This window comes from Noviherbaspirillum saxi, assembly GCF_003591035.1.
GTDB lineage: Bacteria > Pseudomonadota > Gammaproteobacteria > Burkholderiales > Burkholderiaceae_D > Noviherbaspirillum > Noviherbaspirillum saxi.
Genome location: NZ_QYUO01000002.1, coordinates 280,557 through 301,538 on the forward strand (window position 1 = coordinate 280,557; position 20,982 = coordinate 301,538).

At 58.2% G+C, this 20,982-nt stretch carries 19 protein-coding genes; 5 read left to right on the forward strand and 14 right to left on the reverse strand.

Annotated features, from left to right (window positions below):
• Nucleotides 1-181: 181 nt before the first annotated feature.
• A complete protein-coding gene (locus D3871_RS17170; RefSeq protein WP_119770332.1) occupies nt 182-700 on the reverse strand; it encodes a hypothetical protein in 519 nt (172 codons plus the stop codon).
• A gap of 402 nt (nt 701-1,102) precedes the next feature.
• Here D3871_RS17170 and D3871_RS17175 point away from each other — a divergent pair, with 402 nt between their 5' ends.
• Both D3871_RS17175 and thiS read left to right on the forward strand, forming a co-directional pair.
• Nucleotides 1,103-1,336: a hypothetical protein gene (locus D3871_RS17175; protein ID WP_147376834.1), complete on the forward strand. Its 234-nt coding sequence runs from the start codon at nt 1,103-1,105 to the stop codon at nt 1,334-1,336.
• Nucleotides 1,333-1,584: a sulfur carrier protein ThiS gene (gene thiS / locus D3871_RS17180; protein WP_119770334.1), complete on the forward strand. Its 252-nt coding sequence runs from the start codon at nt 1,333-1,335 to the stop codon at nt 1,582-1,584. The genes D3871_RS17175 and thiS overlap by 4 nt, the downstream gene beginning before the upstream one ends.
• Nucleotides 1,585-1,752: 168 nt before the next feature.
• Here thiS and D3871_RS17185 read toward each other — a convergent pair whose 3' ends face one another.
• Both D3871_RS17185 and D3871_RS17190 read right to left on the reverse strand, forming a co-directional pair.
• Nucleotides 1,753-2,157: a hypothetical protein gene (locus D3871_RS17185; RefSeq protein ID WP_119770335.1), complete on the reverse strand. Its 405-nt coding sequence runs from the start codon at nt 2,155-2,157 to the stop codon at nt 1,753-1,755.
• Nucleotides 2,158-2,361: 204 nt separating this feature from the next.
• Nucleotides 2,362-5,985, reverse strand: a complete 3,624-nt coding sequence (locus D3871_RS17190; protein WP_119770336.1) for an indolepyruvate ferredoxin oxidoreductase family protein — start codon at nt 5,983-5,985, stop codon at nt 2,362-2,364.
• A gap of 98 nt (nt 5,986-6,083) precedes the next feature.
• Here D3871_RS17190 and D3871_RS17195 point away from each other — a divergent pair, with 98 nt between their 5' ends.
• From D3871_RS17195 to D3871_RS17205, 3 genes are all read left to right on the forward strand, one after another.
• Nucleotides 6,084-6,989 (forward strand): LysR family transcriptional regulator, encoded by a 906-nt coding sequence (locus D3871_RS17195; protein ID WP_119770337.1) that lies wholly within the window; start codon nt 6,084-6,086, stop codon nt 6,987-6,989.
• 81 nt (nt 6,990-7,070) lie between these two features.
• The gene (locus D3871_RS17200) at nt 7,071-7,409 is read left to right on the forward strand and encodes a four-helix bundle copper-binding protein (protein ID WP_119770338.1); all 339 of its coding nucleotides are present in this window, start codon (nt 7,071-7,073) and stop codon (nt 7,407-7,409) included.
• Nucleotides 7,410-7,535: 126 nt separating this feature from the next.
• Nucleotides 7,536-10,355, forward strand: a complete 2,820-nt coding sequence (locus D3871_RS17205) for a bifunctional diguanylate cyclase/phosphodiesterase (RefSeq protein ID WP_233575688.1) — start codon at nt 7,536-7,538, stop codon at nt 10,353-10,355.
• 18 nt (nt 10,356-10,373) lie between these two features.
• Here the strand turns inward: D3871_RS17205 and D3871_RS17210 are convergent, their stop codons facing one another.
• From D3871_RS17210 to D3871_RS17260, 11 genes are all read right to left on the reverse strand, one after another.
• Nucleotides 10,374-11,579 carry a polysaccharide pyruvyl transferase family protein gene (locus D3871_RS17210; RefSeq protein ID WP_119770340.1) on the reverse strand — a complete coding sequence of 402 codons (1,206 nt, stop codon included), beginning with the start codon at nt 11,577-11,579 and terminating at the stop codon, nt 10,374-10,376.
• A complete protein-coding gene (locus D3871_RS17215; protein WP_119770341.1) occupies nt 11,580-11,849 on the reverse strand; it encodes a hypothetical protein in 270 nt (89 codons plus the stop codon).
• 189 nt (nt 11,850-12,038) lie between these two features.
• Complete coding sequence (locus D3871_RS17220) at nt 12,039-12,350, reverse strand: 2Fe-2S iron-sulfur cluster-binding protein (RefSeq protein WP_119770342.1); 312 nt, start codon at nt 12,348-12,350, stop codon at nt 12,039-12,041.
• Nucleotides 12,347-13,363 (reverse strand): NAD(P)/FAD-dependent oxidoreductase, encoded by a 1,017-nt coding sequence (locus D3871_RS17225; protein ID WP_233575689.1) that lies wholly within the window; start codon nt 13,361-13,363, stop codon nt 12,347-12,349. Before D3871_RS17225 ends, D3871_RS17220 begins: the two co-directional genes overlap by 4 nt.
• Before the next feature lie 79 nt (nt 13,364-13,442).
• Nucleotides 13,443-14,492 carry a porin gene (locus tag D3871_RS17230; protein ID WP_158597966.1) on the reverse strand — a complete coding sequence of 350 codons (1,050 nt, stop codon included), beginning with the start codon at nt 14,490-14,492 and terminating at the stop codon, nt 13,443-13,445.
• A gap of 103 nt (nt 14,493-14,595) precedes the next feature.
• Complete coding sequence (gene fdxA, locus D3871_RS17235; protein ID WP_119770345.1) at nt 14,596-14,919, reverse strand: ferredoxin FdxA; 324 nt, start codon at nt 14,917-14,919, stop codon at nt 14,596-14,598.
• 10 nt (nt 14,920-14,929) lie between these two features.
• Nucleotides 14,930-17,044, reverse strand: a complete 2,115-nt coding sequence (locus D3871_RS17240; RefSeq protein ID WP_119770346.1) for a 4Fe-4S dicluster domain-containing protein — start codon at nt 17,042-17,044, stop codon at nt 14,930-14,932.
• 310 nt (nt 17,045-17,354) lie between these two features.
• A complete protein-coding gene (locus D3871_RS17245) occupies nt 17,355-18,152 on the reverse strand; it encodes a helix-turn-helix transcriptional regulator (RefSeq protein WP_119770347.1) in 798 nt (265 codons plus the stop codon).
• A complete protein-coding gene (locus D3871_RS17250) occupies nt 18,125-19,294 on the reverse strand; it encodes an ABC transporter substrate-binding protein (protein ID WP_420799667.1) in 1,170 nt (389 codons plus the stop codon). Before D3871_RS17250 ends, D3871_RS17245 begins: the two co-directional genes overlap by 28 nt.
• 418 nt (nt 19,295-19,712) lie before the next feature.
• Nucleotides 19,713-20,183 carry a cache domain-containing protein gene (locus tag D3871_RS17255; protein WP_119770348.1) on the reverse strand — a complete coding sequence of 157 codons (471 nt, stop codon included), beginning with the start codon at nt 20,181-20,183 and terminating at the stop codon, nt 19,713-19,715.
• Nucleotides 20,184-20,202: 19 nt separating this feature from the next.
• Complete coding sequence (locus D3871_RS17260) at nt 20,203-20,979, reverse strand: ABC transporter ATP-binding protein (protein WP_119770349.1); 777 nt, start codon at nt 20,977-20,979, stop codon at nt 20,203-20,205.
• Nucleotides 20,980-20,982 lie beyond the last annotated feature (3 nt).

Sequence of the window (20,982 nt, forward strand, 5' to 3'; positions counted from 1 at the left end):
ATAAAAACACATTTCCAGAAACACAAAGAAGACCCTGTCCACCGCAAAGTACCAGTGAGAAAAGGGACAACCTTTAACTCCTTTCAATAGACGACACGCAACTACTCCTCTCTTATGGAGAAGATATAAATCCCAAAAAGGAAGTGCAGCGGTAATGACTAATTGAAGAAACGTGACAAAACTAGGAACGTCTACCAAATAAAACCGCAAAGCCCGATAAGGTGACGCCGAGCATTCCAAAGAATGCCCCTCCAGCCGCCGCGTGCCCAGCCAAAAACAAAGCTAGTTTTGAGTCATTCCAAGGCACAGAGTCGAGTTGCTCTCCTCCCCAAAGGCACGTTATTAGAGCAACAATGATGAGCAACGCCGTAGTTATCAATAAACGAAAGGCCGTTCGAACCGGTTTTTCATCGAAAAGTACACGCCAGAACTGATGCTGCTCATCTTGTCGCCAGACAAATATAAAGTGCAAGGGACTAATTAACAGCATCGCTGGGAAATAGACGTATGCAATATCAGGAAAACGTGAGTGGCTAACATAGGCGTTCAATGCTGGAATATGGTTCAGGATCCATCCCAACACTACGTCGACTCCTGGTTGCGAGCGCACCCATTCTGGCGAAACTAGATATGTCAATGTAAAGCTGCACAAGAGGATTATCAAAAACGGCCATGACGTAAGCTCTTTAAGAATTTTCATAATGTCTCTACTAGCAGTATCGAAAACAGGTACGTGGCAAGTGCAGCTCCTTACGGTGTTTCAAGCGCCAAAATTATTTGGTGTAGTAATGTACACATAACGTCGCCAACAGTGAGGAGCATGGAAACAAATTAAGAAATTTGATGCATGCCATTCCGCCATCTTCATATAAGACTCATTCAAATAACTCGGACATACCGGAAAATTTCAGAACGTAGAAAGCGCCACAATTAGCTCCAGAGAAGGCGAAAAAACGCTAGCTAGCGTTAGGTTAAAAGGCGTATCTATGTGTGATACGCTGTTTCATATTTTCGCATAGGATATATGGAATTTGCACTCAGGAAATCCCATAGGTATGGGGGTAGGGAGCATCAAGAGTCGCATATGCCCGGCGGCGACCGTATGGAATTGACCGATCACGAAGCATTCCGCCATGTGCGTCTGGAATTCGACGGCGATGTGCTGGTCGGCGCCAATGCAATCGGCTTCACCGAACATGTCGGCATTCTGCGTGGCCTGATCGAATCCAAGCTCAGCCTGGGCGGCTGGAAAAACGCCTTGCTCGCCAATCCGCTCCGTCTGCCCGAAGCCTATATCGCGACCTCACGCAAGCATCCCGACTGGCGTCATGCATGAAAATCACCTTCAAGCTGTTTGCCACGCTGACCGACTACCTGCCCCCGGAACGCAAGTACAACGCGATTGATATGGAGGTAGGACCGGATATCACCTTGGGTGAACTGATCGCGCGCTTCAATATGCCGCCCAAGCTGGTGCATCTGGTGCTGGTCAATGGAGTGTTTGTCGACCCGGCCCAGCGCAACAGTCGCAGGCTGGCAGAAGGGGACGTAGTAGCGATCTGGCCACCGGTTGCGGGCGGCTGATGAGCGCATGGAAGGACGAAGAGTTCGTCCTGGTTCGCGAAACGGGCTGCACCGAAGCTGATCTTGTCCGCTGGCTGCCGGGCGCTACACGCCTGGCAGCGATTCGTACCATCGATATGGACAATGGCAAGCGGTTCTTGATCGAGACCGGTAGCGGGACGGTTGAAATCACGCCGACCGCGTCAACGCCAACACCAGCGCTATCACCGACGTCAGGCCGAACACCGCGGTAGCTGCCGACAGCCAGATCAGCCTGACGCGGTTGGTTTCAATGCGCTGAATCAGCTGCGCATTCTGGTCGGCCAGCGCCTTGATCAGTTCGGACGAGGCGCGCATCTGGGTATGCAGTTGGGCGACCGATTCATCCAGCGCGACCACCCGCGCTTCCAGCACGGCCATGGTTTCCTGCGGCGACGCGCTGCTATAGGTGCCGACATCCGCATGCTCATCCTGGATGGGTCGCTTGTCGACCGCCCCCCAAAGTTTCCTGGCGCTATCGGCCAGCTGTGGTGCGGAATTGATGACTTCCGACCAAGGCACATGTTTCAGAAGTGAAAGCCAACCGGTTGCCATAGAAAATCCTTTTGAAAAAGCTGATATGTCTTGCACTCAATATCGGACTCGCCATAGGCCGGCGAGTTCGCTCAGTCGCCACTCATTCGCCCCATTATCCCGCGTCTTGAAGCATCGGGGCATACAATGCAAAAAGCCGACGGCGATGCGTCGGCTTTTTGTGCGGGTTCAGGACAACTACCTTTGGTGCTTCAGAATCCCGATTCAGGCTGCATGCACCACCGTCGTTCCTGCCGCCTTGCTTGCATTGAAAGCATTCAGCAATGCCGCTTCCTTTTCCTTTGCCACCTTCAAATGCCTTTCCTTCACATGGCCAAAGCCGCGAATATCTTCCGGAATGCTGGCAATCGCCGCCGCCTGCGCCAGGTTATCCGGACTCAATTTGGGAAGTAGCGATGACACCGTTTCCTTGTATTGCGAAATCAGCGCGCGCTCCATCTTGCGCTCTTCGGTATGGCCGAACACGTCCAGCGCCGTGCCGCGCAGGAATTTGAATTTCGCCAGCACGCCGAAAGCTTTCATCATCCAGGGGCCGAACTCCTGCTTGATCAGATGACCTTCCGTATCGCGCTTGGCAAACAGCGGCGGCGCAAGATGGAACTTGATCTTGTAGTCGCCTTCGAACATACCGTCGATTTTTGCCTTGAATGCCGTCTCTGCGTGCAGGCGCGCGACTTCGTATTCATCCTTGTAGGCCATCAGCTTGAACAGATAGCGCGCAACCGCTTCGGTCAGCCTGGTCGACTTTTCTCCCGCTGCACGACGCTCCGATTCCCGGACCCGCTGGAGGAAATCGTGATATTGCTCGGCGTACTGGGCATTCTGGTACTTGGTCAGGAAGTCGACGCGGGTGGCGATCACGTCATCCAGCGATGGCGCGCGCTTGAACTCGATCACCTGTGCCGCCGTGTCGTTGACTTTCGCCAGACGCTCGACCGCTGCCCAGTCGTGCGCGGCATTGCGGCCCCACACGAAAGCCTGCTTGTTGAACTCGATCGATACGGCATTCAGTTCGATCGCCTTGATGATCGCGGTTTCGGACAGCGGCACCCAGCCTTTTTGCCACGCATAGCCCAGCATGAACATATTGGTCGCGATGTTGTCGCCCATCAACGCAGTCGCCAGCTTGCCCGCATCAATGAAGTCCACGCGCTCGCTGCCGCAGGCGGTACGGATATCCTGTTCCGCCGCTTGGCCCGGATACTTCCAGTCCGGATTCTTGACAAAGGCCGCAGTCGGTGTGCCGGTCGCATTGACCGCCGCATGGGTCCGTCCCTCACCCATGCGCGACAGCGCGTCGCGGCTGGCCGTGACGATCACGTCGCAGCCGATCACCAGGTCTGCCGCGCCGGTGCCGACGCGGGTCGAATGGATCGCGTCAGGACTATCGGCCAGGCGCACATGCGACATCACCGGTCCACCCTTTTGCGCCAGGCCGCTCATGTCGAGCACCGAGCATCCCTTGCCTTCGACGTGGGCCGCCATGGCCAGAATCTGGCCGACCGTGACCACGCCGGTACCGCCGATCCCGGTGACCAGGATGCCGAAGGGTTCACGCGTGTCCGGCAGCGCAGGTTGCGGCAGGTTGCTGCCTTGCAGGATAGGCAGTTTCTTCGCGCCGGCATTGCTGTCGACCGCAGCCTTCTTCGGCTTGCGCAGCTGGCCGCCTTCGACCGTGACAAAGCTCGGGCAGAATCCCTTGACGCAGGAAAAGTCCTTGTTGCACGACGACTGGTTGATCTGGCGCTTGCGTCCGAATTCTGTGTCGAGCGGCTCGACCGACAGGCAGTTCGACTGGACGCTGCAATCGCCGCAGCCTTCGCAGACCGCTTCATTGATCACCGCGCGCTTGGCCGGGTCGGGGAAGCCCGGCTTGCCATCCTTGCCGATTTTTTTCCGGCGGCGACGCTTTTCCGACGCACAGGTCTGATCGTAGATCATGGCCGACACACCCTTCACTTCGCGCAGCTCTTTCTGAACCGCGTCAAGTTCGTCGCGATGACGGATCGTGACGCCCGGCGCCCAGTTCACGCCGGCCGAGTATTTTTCGGGTTCGTCGGTGACCACGATGATCGGGTTCACGCCTTCGGCCGCGATCTGGCGCGAAATCATCGCCGGATCGAGCGGGCCGTCAAAAGCCTGGCCGCCGGTCATCGCGACCGCATCGTTGAACAGGATCTTGTAGGTCATGTTGACCTTGCCGGCGACAGCGGCGCGAATCGCCAGCAGGCCGGAGTGAAAATAGGTACCGTCGCCGAGGTTGGCGAATACGTGCTGTTCGGTGGTGAACGGCGCATGGCCGACCCAGGTCACGCCTTCGGCGCCCATGTGGGTGAAGGTCGCGGTCTGGCGGTCCATCCACAGCACCATGTAGTGGCAGCCGATGCCCGCCAGCGCGCGGCTGCCTTCGGGTACCTTGGTCGAGGTATTGTGCGGGCAACCGGAGCAGAAATGCGGAATACGATCCTTGGCCGGATCCGGCTTGGCGCTGCCGACCTTGAGCACGGCTTCCTTGGCTTCCAGGTAAGCGACGCGTTCCTTGACGCGCTGCTCGATGGGGTGGCCGGCGAAATATTTGGAGATGCGCGTCGCAATCGCGCGCGCAATCTGTGCCGGGTTCAGTTCATAGGTCGCCGGCAGCAGCCAGTTGCCATGGCCCTCGCGATGATTGCCGCTCCATTCGCCGGTATCGTCGAACTTGCCGACCACGCGCGGACGCACATCGTCGCGCCAGTTGTACAGTTCTTCCTTGAGCTGGTATTCGAGGATCTGGCGTTTTTCTTCGACCACCAGGATTTCTTCCAGGCCCTGCGCGAACTGCCGCACGCCTTCCGCTTCGAGCGGCCAGGTCATGCCGATCTTGTAGAGGCGGATGCCGATATCGCGCGCGACTGCTTCATCGATGCCGAGGTCAGCCAGCGCCTGGCGGGTATCCAGATACGATTTGCCGGCCGTGACGATGCCGATCTTTGCACGCGGACTGTCCCAGATGATCTGGTTGAGCTTGTTCGCGCGTACATAAGCCAGCGCCGCGTACCACTTGTAATTGTTCATCCGCGCTTCCTGATCGAGCACGGCGTCCGGATAGCGGATATTGAGGCCGCCCGGTGGCAATTCGAAATCGGTCGGCAGCACGATATTGACGCGGCCCGGATCGAGTTCGACCGATGCGCCGGATTCGACGATATCGGTCACGCATTTCATCGATACCCACAGGCCGGTATAGCGCGACAGCGCCCAGCCGTGCAGGCCGTAATCCAGGTATTCCTGCACCGAAGACGGAAACAGCACCGGGATGCCGCAGGCCTTGAGGATGTGTTCGCTTTGGTGGGCGGTAGTGGAGGATTTCGCCGCATGGTCATCGCCGGCCAGCACCAGCACGCCGCCGTTCCTGTCGGTGCCGGCCATGTTGGCATGCTTGAAGACGTCGCCGCAGCGGTCGACGCCGGGGCCCTTGCCGTACCACATCGAAAACACGCCGTCATATTTGGCGTTAGGGAAGAGATTGACTTGTTGCGTACCCCATACCGCAGTCGCTGCGAGATCTTCGTTCATGCCCGGATGGAACTTAACATGGTTCGCTTCCAGGTATTTTTTCGCCTTTATCGCCGTCAGGTCGACGTTGCCCAGCGGGGAGCCGCGATAGCCGGTGATATACCCTGCGGTGTTCAGGCCAGCCGCGACATCGCGCTGGCGTTGCATCATTGGGAGACGAATCAGGGCCTGCGTGCCTGTGATAAAAGCACGGCCGCGTTCCAGCGTGAACTTGTCGTCCAGCGAGATATTGTCCAGCGTGTTGCGCTGGTCAGGTGAAAGGGGTGCATTCATGTCGGTGGTCTCCGTATTTTTTAACCCTCATTCAAGTATAGTAACCCGGCCTGGTATCGTAAAATCACAAATACACAACTCTGATATCTGAAAAACGCATGGCAGAAAACGTTACCCTCAGGCAGCTTCGTTATTTCGTGGCTGCCGCCCGTACCGGGCAGTTTTCGATGGCGGCAAGCAACGAACACGTCTCCCAGTCGGCCATTACCAATGCCGTGCTGGCCTTGGAGCAACAGCTGGGCGTGCGCCTGTTCGACCGCCTGCCGCAAGGCGTTGCGCTCACAGCCGACGGCGAGGATTTTTTCCATCATGCGCGCCATATCCTCGATTCGGTGCGTGATGCAATGCACAAACCGCGCTTCCGCGCGAACAATCTGCGCGGCAAAGTCACGGTGGCAGCGTCATACACGGTGTTAGGTTACTTCCTGCCGGAATTGCTGGCGCGATTCCGCGCAAGCTATCCGGATGTCGAGATCGACTTGCGCGACATGGATCGTGCCCGCATCGAAGAAGCGGTGCTCTCGGGCGAGGTTGAACTCGGCGTGGCGATCCTCTCCAATGTGCAAAAGTTGAACCGTTTCGGTCATGCCGTCCTGGTACGCTCGCGGCGCCAGCTCTGGGTAGCACCCGAACATCCGCTCGCCCAGCTTGAATCGCCGTCGCTCAAGGATATTGCACAGCATCCGTATATCCTGGTGACCGCCGATGAAGCGGAGGCCTCGACTGCGGCCTACTGGAAGGCCAAGCGGTTGAAGCCGAATATCGTGTTCCGCACCGGTTCGATCGAAGCGGTGCGGGGGCTGGTGGCGCACGGGTTCGGCGTGACCGTGTTGTCGGACATGATATTCCGCCCATGGTCGCTTGAAGGCAAGCGGATCGAAGCGAGACCGATTCTCGATGTCGTTCCGCATATGGAAGCGGGCGTACTATGGAAGCAAGGGAGCACGCTATCGACTCCCGGAGAAGCCTTGCAGCAATTTTTGCTGCATGCGTACGGGAGTTAATCGCGCATAGGAACCTTTCCGGTTAAAACCACCCTATCAATGACATTTTGCTACCGGTGCCTTACTGAAAGGAGCGCTGTCATGAGCATCACGATGTCACCCGAAATGAAGCAATGCCTTGCCAATTGCATGGAGTGTCACCGCATTTGCACGGAAGCCGCTTCGCATGTATTGCATGGCGACCATGTGCATAGCGAAGCAAAGCATCTGATCGCCCTGCTCGATTGTGCTCAAATCTGCCTGACGCATGCCGATTTCATGTCGCGCCGTTCGCCGCATCATGCCCATCTGGCCAAGGAGTGTGCCGAAATCTGCAGCGCCTGCGCCGCTTTATGCGAAGAACATGGCGATCCGGACGGAGAGATGGCCGCATGTGCAAAAGCTTGTCGCGCCTGCGCGGAAACTTGTTCGGCGATGTAATACGACAACGCTCATGATGTTGGCGCAGCGTGACTTGCGTAATGTCCATATGCTTGCCTAACGAACAAGTATGATGAAAACGTCATTCATTCGATATAACAAGAACAGCATGCCCACCAGGGAGTCATGCGTCTGTTCAAAGTGACGCCTATGTCGCAACCGCCCCGCGTGCGCAAGCCCAGTCCTGCTGCGCTCGTAACACTCTTGCTTGGATTGGTGCTGACCACCCTGCTCTTCGGTCTGACCTATGAACTTGAGACCGACAAGGCCAGTCTCGATTTCCGGCGTCGGGCGGAAAACTACATCAACGATCTGCAGCGTGGCGTTGAAGACGCCGTTGCCAGTCTGCAAGCCGTCAACCAATTGTTCGCCAGCGTCGGCGAAGTTGATCAGGAAGAATTCGAAACCTTTACCGAACCCCTGCTGGCTCGACAGCCTTACATTCGCGCATTCACTTACCACCGCTTTATTTCATCGCGGGAACGTCGCATGTTCGAAGCCTCGATGCGGCGCATCCACCCCGGTTTTCAGATCCGTGAATCGGAAAAAACTGAAGCGGTTCCTGCCGGCAATCGGGAACAATACCTGCCTGCCATTTTTATCGCGCCGAAAGCCGATAACCAATCCCGTATCGGCAGTGATGCCTTGTCCAATCCGCAGCGCGCGGCAGCGGCATGGCGGGCAATCGATCGCGGAGCGCCATCGGCAACGGGCATCGTGCAAACCATTTTGTCCGCCACCAATATGCCGACCTTCTTCGTCGTGATGCCGCTGTACCGGAGCGACATGCCGCTGACCACGATGGACGAACGGCGCAAGGCGGTGTTCGGCGTCACGCAAGCTGTCTTCAACGCCCACGACCTGGTTGCCCGCGGGCTGGGTCATCAAGCGCTGTCGACATCCGGACTCGAAGTCAGCGTTCACGCCGCAGCGGCCGGAGAAGCACAGCAGTTGGCCTTTCATCACAAAACCGGGCAGACGAATGTCGATGGGCGGTGGCTATCCGACAGCGCGCTGTTCGGTGAGCAGACATTGACCGTGTCGGAATCGTTTGATGTCGGCGGCACGATATGGACGATCCTGGTATCCGGAGGTGCCGCGCCTTTCACGTATAGCCATCGCGCGTCGCTGCTGGTCTTGATCTTCGGCCTGTTGCTGAGTGTGGCCTCGGCATTGAACCGGCAGTCAGCCGCAAGCCGCGCACAGCATATCGAGAAGCTGGTCGAGCAGCGCACCGTCGAACTGAGCCGCACCAGTCGTGATCTCGAATTACGCAAGCGTGCGATCGAAGCCAGCGCGAATGCCATTATGATCACTTCGGCCCAGGGTCCGGACTTCGCGATCGAATACGTGAATCCGGCGTTCACCCGGATCACCGGCTATCAGGCAAACGAAGTGATGGGTAAGTCATTCGACTTCCTGTGCGGCACCGACCGCGATCAGGCCGGCGCGCTGGAATTGCGCGCCGCCTTGAGTCCGGGCACCGAAAGCAATGCCATCGTTCGCCATTACCGCAAGGATGGCACGCAGTTCTGGAACCATGTGTATGTGGCGCCGGTCACGCTGGCCGGCCGGGCAGTTACCCATTTCGTCGTGACCCAGTACGACATCACCGAAACCCGCCGCTATCAGGCCGAACTGGAATTCCAGGCCAATTACGATCTGCTGACCGGTATCGCCAACCGCAACCTGCTGCGTGACCGCGTCACCCAAGCCTTGACCATGGCGGCACGGCATGAGGAACGGGTATTCATTGCCTTCATGGATATCGACCGCTTCAAGTTCATCAACGATAGTCTTGGGCATAGGGCCGGCGACCTGTTTCTCAAAACGATAGCGCAACGACTCAAGCGCGCAGCGCGCGATACCGATACCGTGGCCCGCTATGGCGGCGACGAGTTCGTGCTGGTCTTGCCGGAAGCCGACGACATCGCCGAATCCGCAAGAGTGGTGCAGCGCGTAATGCAGGCACTATCGCGTCCGGTACCGATCAACGGCAAGGATTTTTTCCCCACCTGCAGCGCCGGGATCGCAGTCTATCCGACCGACGGCCATGATTTCGAGACGCTGATCACGCATGCCGATATTGCGATGTACAGCGCCAAGGAAAAGGGGCGCAACAATTTTCAGTTCTATGCGCCGACCATGAATGAGCGCGCGGCAAAGCGCCTGCAGCTGGAAGGCGATTTGCGTCGTGCGCTGGAGCGGCGCGAACTGGTGCTGCATTATCAACCGCAGATCGATGTGAGCACCAGCCGCATCGTCGGCGCGGAAGCCTTGATACGCTGGCAGCATCCGGAGCTGGGCTTGATTTCTCCGGCGGAATTCATCAGCCTGGCCGAAGAGACCGGTTTGATCGGCGCGATCGGCGACTGGGTATTGCGCACCTCCTGCGCGCAGGCGCGGCACTGGGAACTGGCCGGACTGGGCAAGTTGCGTATTGCGATCAATCTTTCCGCCCGCCAGTTCAACCAGCCCAATCTGGTGCGCATGGTGCAGAGCGCGCTGGCCGACAGTGGACTGCAAGCCAGCGATCTGGAACTCGAAATTACCGAAAGCACCGTCATGGTCGATGTCCAGCATGCGATCCGCACCTTGCATGAACTCAAGAGTATCGATGTGAATCTGTCGATAGACGACTTTGGCACCGGTTTCTCCAGCCTGTCCTATCTGAAGCAATTCCCCATCGATGTACTCAAAATCGATCAATCCTTCGTGCATGATCTGGCCACCGATCCGGATAATGCAATGATCGTTATGTCGGTGATCTCCCTGGCGCATAATCTGCGGCTGCAAGTGATCGCCGAAGGGGTGGAAACGGCGGAACAATTGAGCTACCTGCGCGAACACAAGTGCGATCAGGTTCAGGGCTATCTGTTCAGCAAGCCGCTGCCGGCGGATAAGTTCGAGCGTTTTCTCAAGCAGGAGTTGGGCACGGAGGCGTGACGCGACATGTCGACGCAATCAGCGACAGGAATCTTTGAAGTCATGCGCAAATCCCTTCCGGTACTCATGGACCAGCCACGCCGCCCTGGCGTGCAATATCGAGCGATCGATGCGCAAGGCTTGATGTGCTGCTGCAGCGAGGCGGCTCGCTTCTTCCGCAACCGGCATATCGGCAATATCCCAGGTCGCAGCGTAGCTCGCCTGCTTCGTCATCCTGGCATGCGCCGGATGGCGCAGGTTCACGCGCGGCACGCCATAGGCCATCGCCACGATGCGCCCATGCAGGCTGCTGCCGGCATACAGGCGGCTATTGGCGATGAGAGCACAGATATCCCACAGCCCGGTTGCGGACACGATCGTGACTGACGCCATGACGACGCGCGCCGCAAGCCGCCGATACGTGTCGAGATCGTCATGCCAGGGTGCGGTTCCGGCGCGGAACAATGCGACGCCATAACCGGTGGCACGGGCAAGCTCATCGATCTGCGACGCCATGGTTGCCAGCGTTGTGTCATCGCCGTAATCGGCGCTGAATTGCATGGCGATGTAACCATCAGGAAAAATCGAATCGAGCTGCGCCACCTCTCCCTGCAAGGCGCGATCCGCGATCCGCGAATGGAAGAGTTCGGCAACCATTACCGCAGGGTCAGGGATCAGCCTCACTTGCATGCCCAGACCTGCCAGGTAATTGAAAGTCACGGCATCGCGCACGCTGACCACATCGGCTTGCATCAATTTAGCAATGACTTCGTCGCGTTGTGCGACATCGGATATCGCAAGGTCCACACCGCCGACCGCATGATAAATCACGGACGCCGCGCCGGGACATGCGGCGCGTGCCACCGTGTACGGCGCAAGCGCCCCGATTCCAAAAAACCCCTGCGCCCAGGCCGGTCTTGCAAGACGGTCGACCGCGAACTGGCGAATGGCCGCAGTCGCCTCCGCATCGGGCAGCAGCATGACCGCGGCTTCCCATACGCCGCACGTCAGAACTTCACCGCCGACATGGATCAGGTAAAACGGCGAGCCGTGTTGCGCAGCAATAGCTTCCGTCAGGCGCCGCACATGATGTCCGCCTTCATTGCGCAAATCGCGTTCGACCAGGCCCGCACAGCATGACTTTGGCTCCTGCAGCAACTCACCCAGCACATGAGGGAAAAGCAGATCGCCGAAATTGTGGCGGTCCATCGCACCAAACAGGATGACAGGTGGATGCGACTGCATTTACATCAGCCAGCTCGCGACGATGAGTCCGGCGCCGACATACAAGGCAAAGCGGATGTTCGGCATGGTCGCGTCATGCAAACGTAAAAGATTGGACCACGCGAGACTGCCCCAGAGCAAAAGCTCGCCGCCTCCGCGCATTGCCTCCGCGCCGCTTGTTGCATACATCAGCAGATAGATGCCCTGGCCGCACAGGAAGCCGCAAACGATCGCTAGCGCAAAGCGTACATCCTTGCGTTGAAGAAACTCTTCCAGCGAATGCGGAGACATGGCGGACGATCGTGAACAATGAGGGCGGAAACCCGCCGGGCATGAACTGATCGAACGATAACGCGCCGCGATGCGCGGCGTCATGAGGCAGCACAACGATGGTTCGATGATGCGGCGCAAGTCAAATTTTTCGCGTATGAAACAAGTAAAAACAAGGCACGGAAAATGATGCCGCGTTATCAATAGACTTCAATAAACCGGCGCAAGGCTCACCCGCAAGCCATCCATCTGCGCAGTCAACCGTATCTGGCATGACAGACGTGAGCGCCCTGTGATCTCGGGCGCTTCGTCCAGTTGCGAGCGTTCTTCGTCATCCATTTCCGGAATCCGTGCCGCCCATGCAGGATCGACATAGACATGGCAAGTCGCGCACAGACAGCAGCCGCCGCATTCCGCCTTGATCGGCAAGGTCGCGGCCTTGATGGCTTCCATCAGCGGCCAGCCTTCCACCAGGTCGATGGTGTGCTCTTTACCTTCGTAATCGGTGACGTGAATATTCATGCTGCTCCTAATTTGTCGCGCAGTTTGGTGGATGTCGTGGTGTATTGGAACAACAGTTTCTGGTTCGGACGCGCATAGCGGAATGCCTGCTGTGCCATCAGCGCCGCCTCATGGAAACCAGAGAGGATCAGCTTCAGCTTTCCCGGATAGACGTTGATATCGCCGATCGCAAAAATACCCTTGCGGTTCGTTTCGAATTTTTCGGTATCGACGACGATGCGGCCCGCCTGCAGTTCAAGGCCGAAATCGGCAATCGGGCCGATCTTCATTGTCAATCCGAAGAATGGCAAGAAGGCATCGCAGCCGATCTCCCGCACGCCGGTATCGGTACGCAAGCCGACGCGCTGCAAGATGCCTTCTTCGCCATGCAATGACACGATTTCGCCCAGCATGAAATCGATCTTGCCGGCATCGGCCAGTGCCAGCATCCGGACCACCGAGTCAGGCACTGCGCGGAATTCGGCACGGCGGTGCACCAGCGTCACACGTTGCGCAACCGGCTGCAATGCCATTGTCCAATCCAGCGCCGAGTCTCCTCCGCCGGAAATGACCAGTCGTTTTCCGCGAAACGCATCTATCTTGCGCACCGCATAATGTACCGACTTGCCGTCGTAGTCTTCGATTCCTGCAATCGCCGGTTTCTTGGGCATGAAGCTGCCGCCGCCGGCGGCGATGACGATGACCGGGGCTTCAAACACTTCGCCGGCATCGGTCGTCAGCCGCCAGCCGCCGTCGCCCAGCGGCTCGACATGCCGCGCACTGGTGTTGAAATGAAACATGGGCTCGAAAGGACGGATCTGCGCAAGCAAGCCGTCGGTCAATTCCTGGCCTGTGCAGGCCGGAATACCCGGGATATCGTAGATAGGTTTTTCGGGATAAAACTCCGCGCATTGCCCGCCCGGTTTATCGAGCACGTCAATGACATGCGCACTCAGACCGAGCAGGCCCAGCTCGAAGACGGCAAACAGGCCGACCGGCCCGGCGCCGATAATGACGACATCGGTTTTGATCAAAACATTCTCCGCGTTGCGGTTCTGGATGAGTTCGACGGCGAAGAGGCGTGCATCATCTTGCCCTCTTCGAAGCACTTGTTTAGAAAAAGTGGCGGATCCCCGCTTCAATGCTGCGGACATCCTGACCAGTTGCCGGCAAGCCGTGGGTCTTCGAACTGGGCCACAAGCCCATGTTCGAGGCGGCGCCGTTGTCCAGCAGTGCATACGAGGTGTACAGCGTGGTGCGCTTCGACAGGTCGTAGGTGTATCCCAGCGCCATCACGCTGGCCTTGCTGCCGGCAATGCCGTCGACCTCGCGCGCCGAGTAAGAAGCGCGTACGGTGCCGGCACCGACCGGATAAGTCAGGCCAAGCATGTAGCCTTCCGCATCCCGGCTATTGGTGAGCGTATTTTTGAGCAGGTAGCCATACAGCTTCACGGTGCGCAAATCATAGGTCGCGCCCAGGGTGACAGTTTTGTTGGACCACGCGGCCCCGGCTGGCGTGCTGGCAATCTTCAGATCCTCGATACTGAACCCGCCGTAGAACGCACCCTGGCTATATTCGATGCTGGCCGACCTGAACTCGCCCACGTCCCTCGGCGCTGCGGTCTGTTCGCTCAGTCCAAGCATCGCGCGCGCAGAAAATCCCTTGACGTCAGGCGATACATATTGGAGCGCATTGTTTTGCAACAGCAAATAGCCGCGCTGCCGGTTGCCGCCGTTCTGCTGCATCAGATTGAAGATCGCGCCGTTGGCCGAGCGCTGGAACGGATCGACCTTGGTGGTGATCCATAGTGCCGGCGTGTACTGGCTGCCGAGCTGCACACTGCCGAAATTCCCGCCCATCCCCACGTAGGCTTCGCGGTTGAAGAACTGGGTAGCGCTTCCCTGTGCGCCGGTATCGACACTAAAACCGGACTCCAGCTTGAAAAAGGCTTTCAAGCCTGCGCCAAGATCTTCCCTGCCGCGCACGCCCCAGTACGATGTGTCGGTCGACAGGTCGGTGACGGAGACCGAATTCGGCGTACCCTTGAAACGCACTGAATCGACGACGACATCAAGCCGCCCGTATAGCTGCAGATTGCTTTGCGCGATTGCCGCTGTCGATGCCGCCGATAGGAAGGCGAGCACCATGATGGTTTTTTTCAATTGAAGTCTCCTCTGCTTGCTGTTGTATGGCAGTACATCTGCCTTCGAAAAAAGCGGCATGCGGGGGTCATGCCGCCGATGGGACTAGCGCTCCAACAGCCTGTTATCGCTTGAGCAAGGCCCGCTTGCCGGGCTGGCCGCGATAGCGTTCGGCGTCCGGCAGCGCATCGACCTTGGCCGTAATCGCCGGCCATTGCGCGGCCAGTTCCGCATTGATGCGGACAAACGATCTCTGATCGGGCGGCAAATCCTCTTCGAGCGCGATCGCATCGACCGGACACTCCGGGATGCACACGCCACAGTCGATGCATTCGTTCGGATCGATGACGAGAAAGTTTTCCCCGGCGCGAAAGCAATCGACCGGGCACACTTCCACGCAGTCGGTATGGCGGCAGTTGATGCAGGATTCGGTAACGACATGGGCCATGAGATCGCTCCTAGCGCTCGGATTCGGTAGAGTTCCTGGCTTGGCGTCGGCGCGCGGCAGCCGGCGTTTCAGCCTCCGCATAGTGCGCCAGGCCGGCTTCGCGGTCGACCGGCACCGTCTCGTTCAGCGTGGTGCCGCCGCGCGGCTGCAGCTCGGGCGGAAAGAACGCCAGCTTCTGCGCCTTTGCCAGTTTCTCGCCCCGGTCCGGGCTGAGATCGCGCTCATTGATGCCGGCCACCGGGTGCATGGCGACACCGTTCACCATTTCCAGGTCGAACCACCACTTCTTGATCGGATTGCGTGCGCCGTTTCCCTGGTGGTCATCGAGATCCGCGATCGCTTTCGCCAGTTCCGGATGGTCTATCGATAGCCAGGTCAGGCGCTCTGCTTCCACCGTGTCCTCGCGATTCCAGGGACACATCTTCATGCAGCGCCCGCAGGCCGATCCCTTTTGTTGCGTTACCCGGTATTTCGTGCATTTTTCAACGTCGGCTTTCCAGATCTCATAGCCGTTGAACATGACTTTGGGGCCGTAGGTAATCGCATTGCATGGACATTCGCGCGCACACTTCAGGCAGTTGTCGCAAAAGTTCTGCAGATTGAAGGCTATCGGCCGGTCCGGCGTCATCGGCAGGTCGGTAGTAAACACCACCGACTTGGAACGCGGGCCGATGAATGGATTCAGGATGGTTTCGCCGATACGGCTTACCTCGCCCAGTCCGGACATCAGGATAGTCGGATTGTGGATGACTTCCGAATGCGCATTCGAATGCGAGCGTGCCGAATATCCCATGCGCCGGCAATGCGCGGCCATCACGCCGGCGATTTCCGCGCCACGCAGGTAGGCGCGCATCGATTGCGACGCCGATATCCAGTCATCGCCCGACGCACCTTCCATCGTTTCAAAACCCTGATCGATCAGCATGCACACCGCATACTTGTGATAGGCCGGAATTTCTCTGCCTTCGACCTCGTCGTGCGAGTAATACATCCAGGGTTCGGCAATGCAAATGCCGACGAAATCGGCGCCGAGAAAATGTCCGAGCGCCTTGATCGCATCCGCATTGCGCTGCGGATCGGAAAGGTCGCCACCAATACCGGTAGGCTGCAAAGGCTCGCGGGTACCTTGCAGCGGCACCATGTTTTGAATCAACGGCGCCATACCGAGCGCATACGGATGCTTCATGGCGAAGCGCGATTTCTCTTGTTGGGCCTTGGCGCCCATATCGCCTGCCTGCGCGCGCTTGAAAAAATCGCCGCGCTTCGGCACCCTTCGGATTTCTTCGCGCAACACCAGCGTCGTCGGCTCATCGGCGCGCTTGATCTTTTCCATCGGATAGCGGCCCAGATGCAGCGGACGCTTTGCCAGTTCATCGCTCCACCATTCCGGCCGCGTACCGCCCATTCCCATCCTGATGGAAGGGTCGGACGGTTCCAGCACGCCCTCCGGCGCGAGCGGCGCATCGCATGCCATCGCGTAATCCGTGGTGACCACCCCAAGGCGAAATCCGCCCTTCAGATACGGCGCCTGCAGCATGCCGTCTTGCGCACGCACTACACCGGCCCGCACAGCGAGCTTTTCGATGTCGACCAGGGTGGTGTTGGCCGCATGCCCGCGTGCGGCGAAACCCATGGCGCGCAGGTAGCCCGACAGGATCACCGCAAGCTCGGTCGCACGCAAATCGCCACGCGCGGCATTGCTGCCGCGTATCCATTTGTCGCCCGGTTCGCCGACCGCCGGTTCGCGCTCGAACTCGATCAGATAGACGAAGGCATGCGTGTGTCGCGGTCGCTCCGCAACCAGCCAGTCGCTGTCCTGCAGCACACACACGCCGCCGATGGTCGCATCCAGGAAATAGGCGGAGGCCTTGAGATTATTTGCACGTGCCGCTACATCGTCCGGGACCGGCGCTCGTGACGGCGCTGGAGCGCCGTCCAGGTATGTGCGGAACAGTTCCAGATATTCCGGTATGGCGTGCGATATCGCACCCTGTTCAGCCGCATGGCAATCTTCCGGCTGACGCGCATTGACTTCGCGCAGTGCGTCGGTCTCGATACGGGGCAATGCTTCCAGCGCAAGACTGCTGAGATGAAAAGCCCGATTCTTGTGGCTGTATAGACGCATCGTTATCTCCAGTATCCGGCGTCGCCGCTTGGTTAACGCCGGGTGTTCTTGTTGAAACGATTATGCGAGGAGGAAATCAACGCTGTGTCCGTATGAGATAGGGACAAGCAAGCTGGCTCATCTATTGAGAATTCAGTCGATACTTGACACACTCAACCCCCATCCCAACCTTCCCCCTATCAGGGGGAAGGGGTCAAGTTCCCTCCTCCGGGCAGGGGGAGGGTTAGGGTGGGGGTCGAATGCATCAATGCGTGACTGCGTCATTTACTTCCTGAAAACTCAGTAAACCAGATGGTTGCCTGTGATAGATTCAGCCAGCTTCAAACAGGTTTTTCACTTCGCGCAGCGTACGCACGCCCAGGCGGTTGTATGCGCGGCTGCTATAGGTCACCGCGCTGGAAAAGGCGATACCGCAGGCTTGCGCCGCGTCGCGCAATGTCATGCCCGACAACATGCATGACAGCACGTCTACTTCCCGTTTCGTCAAGGATGCGCAGCGCATCTTCAGCAATTCATGCCAGCTTTCGGCATCGCGCACGACACAACGAATGAGATCGACATGGCGCACGCAGGCCGCGAGCAATACCGGAGCAATATCCGTCAATGACGCGACTTCGGTCCGGTTGAACTCACCAGTGACTTCCCGTCGATATACGTTCAGCGCCACCAGCGAACCGTCATCGATGCCGGTACTGAATGACAGGCGCTCCACCAATTCGCTGCGTTCGTAGCAAGCTTCACGGTAGGCGCGATCTCCCATGTCGACGCGCCGTTGCCGATGCACCTGCAATTCTCCGCGCATCGCTTTCGCGTCGCGCAGCAGGATGCGGTTCGGATCGAACTTGTGATAATGGTCGATATAGGCGACCGTTGCGGCCGCCAGCAACGATGGCGACGACTTGCTGTCGGCGCCGAACACTTCGATCTGGCCACCGACAGGAATACGCATCAGCGCACAATGATCGACTTGCGCAAACCGGTTCACCGCACGCAACACCGCAGCATAGAAGGCGCGGCGTCCGACGCTTTCGATCAGTTCCAGCGTGACCGGCAGCGGCATGGAACCGTCATGGCGCACATTCACGGGGACAATGGAAGCAGCTTCCATTGTCCATTCTCGATTTTCATGATGACGCGAGCCCGTTCGTCCAGGCCGTTGTGATCGTTCGCCGACAGGTTATAGACGCCGTTTACTCCGCGCACGTCCTTCAGCGATTCGATCGCGTCGCGCAAGGCCTTCCTGAATTCCGGCGTGCCCGGCTTGGCGCCGGAATTCAATGCCGCAGGGATCGCGTTCTGCAGCCACAGGCCGACGTCCCAGACATGGGCGGCAAAGGTGCTGGTGGTGCCGGGGCCATAGGCCGCTTCATACGCTTTCAGGAATTCCAGTCCGCTCTGCCGCGCCGGATGACTGGCCGGAAGTTGCTGCGCCACCACCGAGGGCCCGACCGGCAGGAACGCGCCATCGACGTCCTTGCCGCCGATGCGCAGAAAATCGTTGTTCGCGATGCCGGGTGTCTGATAAATCTTTCCCTGATAGCCGCGCTGCTTCAATGCGAGTTGCGGCATTGCTGCCGGCGTGCCGGACCCTGCAATCAACACCGCTTCGGGACGGGCAGCCATGATCTTCAGTACCTGGCCGACCACATTGTTGTCGTTGCGACTGAAGCGCTCGACAGCGACGATACTGAGCTTGTTGATTTCCGCTGCCTTTTGCGTTTCATGCCACCAGCCTTCGCCGTAGGCATCGTTGAAGCCGATGAAGGCGACGGATTTGATATTGTTTTTCGCCATGTGTTCGAAGGCGGCGCGCGCCATCAGGCTGTCGTTCTGCGGCGGCTTGAATACCCAATAGCGCTTGGCATCCATCGGCGCCACGATCGCCGACGAAGCGGCGACCGCGATCATCGGCGTCATCGTTTCCGCGGCAACTTCGATCATCGCCAGCGCGTTCGGACTGGTGCTGGAACCGACCAGCACATCGACGCGATGTTCCGCTGTCAGCTTGCGCGCATTCTTGACCGCATTGGTTGGATCGGAGCCGTCGTCGAGCACGATGTAATTGATTTTCTGGCCGCCCATTTCCCTTGGCAGCAGCGCGATCGTGTTGCGTTCGGGAATGCCGAGCGACGCCGCCAGTCCGGTGGTGGATAGCGTCACGCCGACATTGATTTGCGCTTGCACGTTTAACGTGAAAAGCGATGCGGCCGCAACAACCAAACTACGGAAAAGTATGCGATGAGATGCCACGGAGGTCTCCTTTGGTTCTGGTTGGAATGTCTAATGATCATGCGACTGGCATGGAATCGATGTCATTCCTCTTGAAAGAGGAAAGACGGATTGGTAATGACATTTGCTCGCACTGCGGGCCGGAAGAATTCTTCTTACACCGCTCACCGGTATTCGCATGCGGGCGGATCGGATACAGGACGCCGCTTCGCTTTCCCCGTCATACCCGAGCAATCGGGTATCCATACTGAGCCCGCACTTCGGTTGCAACTATTCCGGTAACTGCCTTGTCCTATCGGCTTATGGATTCCCACTTGCGTGGGAATGACGAGGAGACGCAGTGAAATGCATCGAACGCAATCAGCCGCATACGGCCGCTTTCGAAAAAAACTAAATTCAAATCTCCGAACACAGATTCGCTCTCTCGCACCAATGCCGGTCAATTCTTGTAGATGCCGCAACCGACGAGCACCTCATCCACCTTTTCCACATAGGTCGATTTGGCTTCAACCGCCTTGGTCACCGGATTCGGCCATTGATAATCGACCCAGCCTTTTCCTTTGCTGTTGCCCGTTTCGATGAAGGCCTTGATGAAGTATTTACCATCCGCATCCCGCAACTCGAGCATGTTCTTGCCTATCAATTTGGGATTCATGCCATGCGCGAGATTGACGCCGTTCATGCTCGTCACATTGATATACATGTCGCGATCCTTGAACTGTCCATGGGGATTGCTGAACTCCGCGAAGGCCTTTTCCTGGCCATTGGCCTTGATATAAGCAACCGCCTTCTTCACCAATGCAATGGCTTCGTCGGCCGATCCCTTGTCGGCCGCCCGTGCGGCGCCAGAGCCAGCCGCGATGAGCATAGCGAATACGATGGCCTTGATTGTGAGAATTATCTTTTCCATATGTTCTCCTGTTTTAATCTTATGCAAATGCTTGCGCACCATGGCCTGCCGCAGTCGTTTCTTTCTTTGCCAATCCGAGATAAGACTCGATGACACGCGGATTGGCGGCCAGCTCCGATGCCGCGCCTTCCAGCACGATTTCGCCGGTTTCGATGACATAACCATAATCGGCGACCTGCAAGGCGGCGCGTGCGTTCTGTTCGACCAGCAGGATGGCGACGCCGGTCTTGCGCAAGTCGCTGATGATGTGAAATATCTCCTTGACGATCAGCGGCGCCAGTCCGAGACTCGGTTCATCCAGCATCAGCAGCTGCGGCTTGCCCATCAACGCCCGGCCCACCGCGAGCATTTGCCGCTCGCCACCGGAGAGGGTGCCTGCTTCTTGCCTGCGGCGCTCTTTCAGACGTGGGAACAGGCCGAACACGACATCGGTCTGATCCAGGTAGTTTTTGTCACCGGCCTGCCGGCGGCGATATGCGCCCAGCATCAGGTTGTCTTCCACTGTCATGGATGAAAACAGTTCGCGGTTTTCCGGCACCAGGCACATGCCTTGCGCGACGCGCCGTTCGATCGGCATTGCGCTGACGTCACTACCCAGATAGCAGACTGCGCCGCGCGCGACGCCGCCTGCCGGCAAGGCGCCCATCACCGCATTGAGCATGGTCGACTTGCCTGCGCCGTTCGGACCGATCACCGTGACAATCTCACCGGCATCGACCTTCAGGTTGACGCCGCTCAATGCGTCGACCTTGCCATACGATGCATGAAAATCCTTTACTTCGAGTATCACTGACATGAT

Bases quoted from the DNA above. Each gene is read 5' to 3' on its own strand.
- thiS (WP_119770334.1), top strand. From the start codon at position 1,333: ATGAAAATCACCTTCAAGCTGTTTGCCACGCTGACCGACTACCTGCCC.
- fdxA (WP_119770345.1), bottom strand. From the start codon at position 14,919: ATGGCCCATGTCGTTACCGAATCCTGCATCAACTGCCGCCATACCGAC.
- D3871_RS17190 (WP_119770336.1), bottom strand. From the start codon at position 5,985: ATGAATGCACCCCTTTCACCTGACCAGCGCAACACGCTGGACAATATC.
- D3871_RS17245 (WP_119770347.1), bottom strand. From the start codon at position 18,152: ATGGAAGCTGCTTCCATTGTCCCCGTGAATGTGCGCCATGACGGTTCC.
- D3871_RS17185 (WP_119770335.1), bottom strand. From the start codon at position 2,157: ATGGCAACCGGTTGGCTTTCACTTCTGAAACATGTGCCTTGGTCGGAA.
- D3871_RS17170 (WP_119770332.1), bottom strand. From the start codon at position 700: ATGAAAATTCTTAAAGAGCTTACGTCATGGCCGTTTTTGATAATCCTC.
- D3871_RS17200 (WP_119770338.1), top strand. From the start codon at position 7,071: ATGAGCATCACGATGTCACCCGAAATGAAGCAATGCCTTGCCAATTGC.
- D3871_RS17215 (WP_119770341.1), bottom strand. From the start codon at position 11,849: ATGTCTCCGCATTCGCTGGAAGAGTTTCTTCAACGCAAGGATGTACGC.
- D3871_RS17220 (WP_119770342.1), bottom strand. From the start codon at position 12,350: ATGAATATTCACGTCACCGATTACGAAGGTAAAGAGCACACCATCGAC.
- D3871_RS17195 (WP_119770337.1), top strand. From the start codon at position 6,084: ATGGCAGAAAACGTTACCCTCAGGCAGCTTCGTTATTTCGTGGCTGCC.
- D3871_RS17255 (WP_119770348.1), bottom strand. From the start codon at position 20,183: ATGGAAAAGATAATTCTCACAATCAAGGCCATCGTATTCGCTATGCTC.
- D3871_RS17240 (WP_119770346.1), bottom strand. From the start codon at position 17,044: ATGCGTCTATACAGCCACAAGAATCGGGCTTTTCATCTCAGCAGTCTT.
- D3871_RS17205 (WP_233575688.1), top strand. From the start codon at position 7,536: ATGCGTCTGTTCAAAGTGACGCCTATGTCGCAACCGCCCCGCGTGCGC.
- D3871_RS17210 (WP_119770340.1), bottom strand. From the start codon at position 11,579: ATGCAGTCGCATCCACCTGTCATCCTGTTTGGTGCGATGGACCGCCAC.
- D3871_RS17260 (WP_119770349.1), bottom strand. From the start codon at position 20,979: ATGTCAGTGATACTCGAAGTAAAGGATTTTCATGCATCGTATGGCAAG.
- D3871_RS17175 (WP_147376834.1), top strand. From the start codon at position 1,103: ATGGAATTGACCGATCACGAAGCATTCCGCCATGTGCGTCTGGAATTC.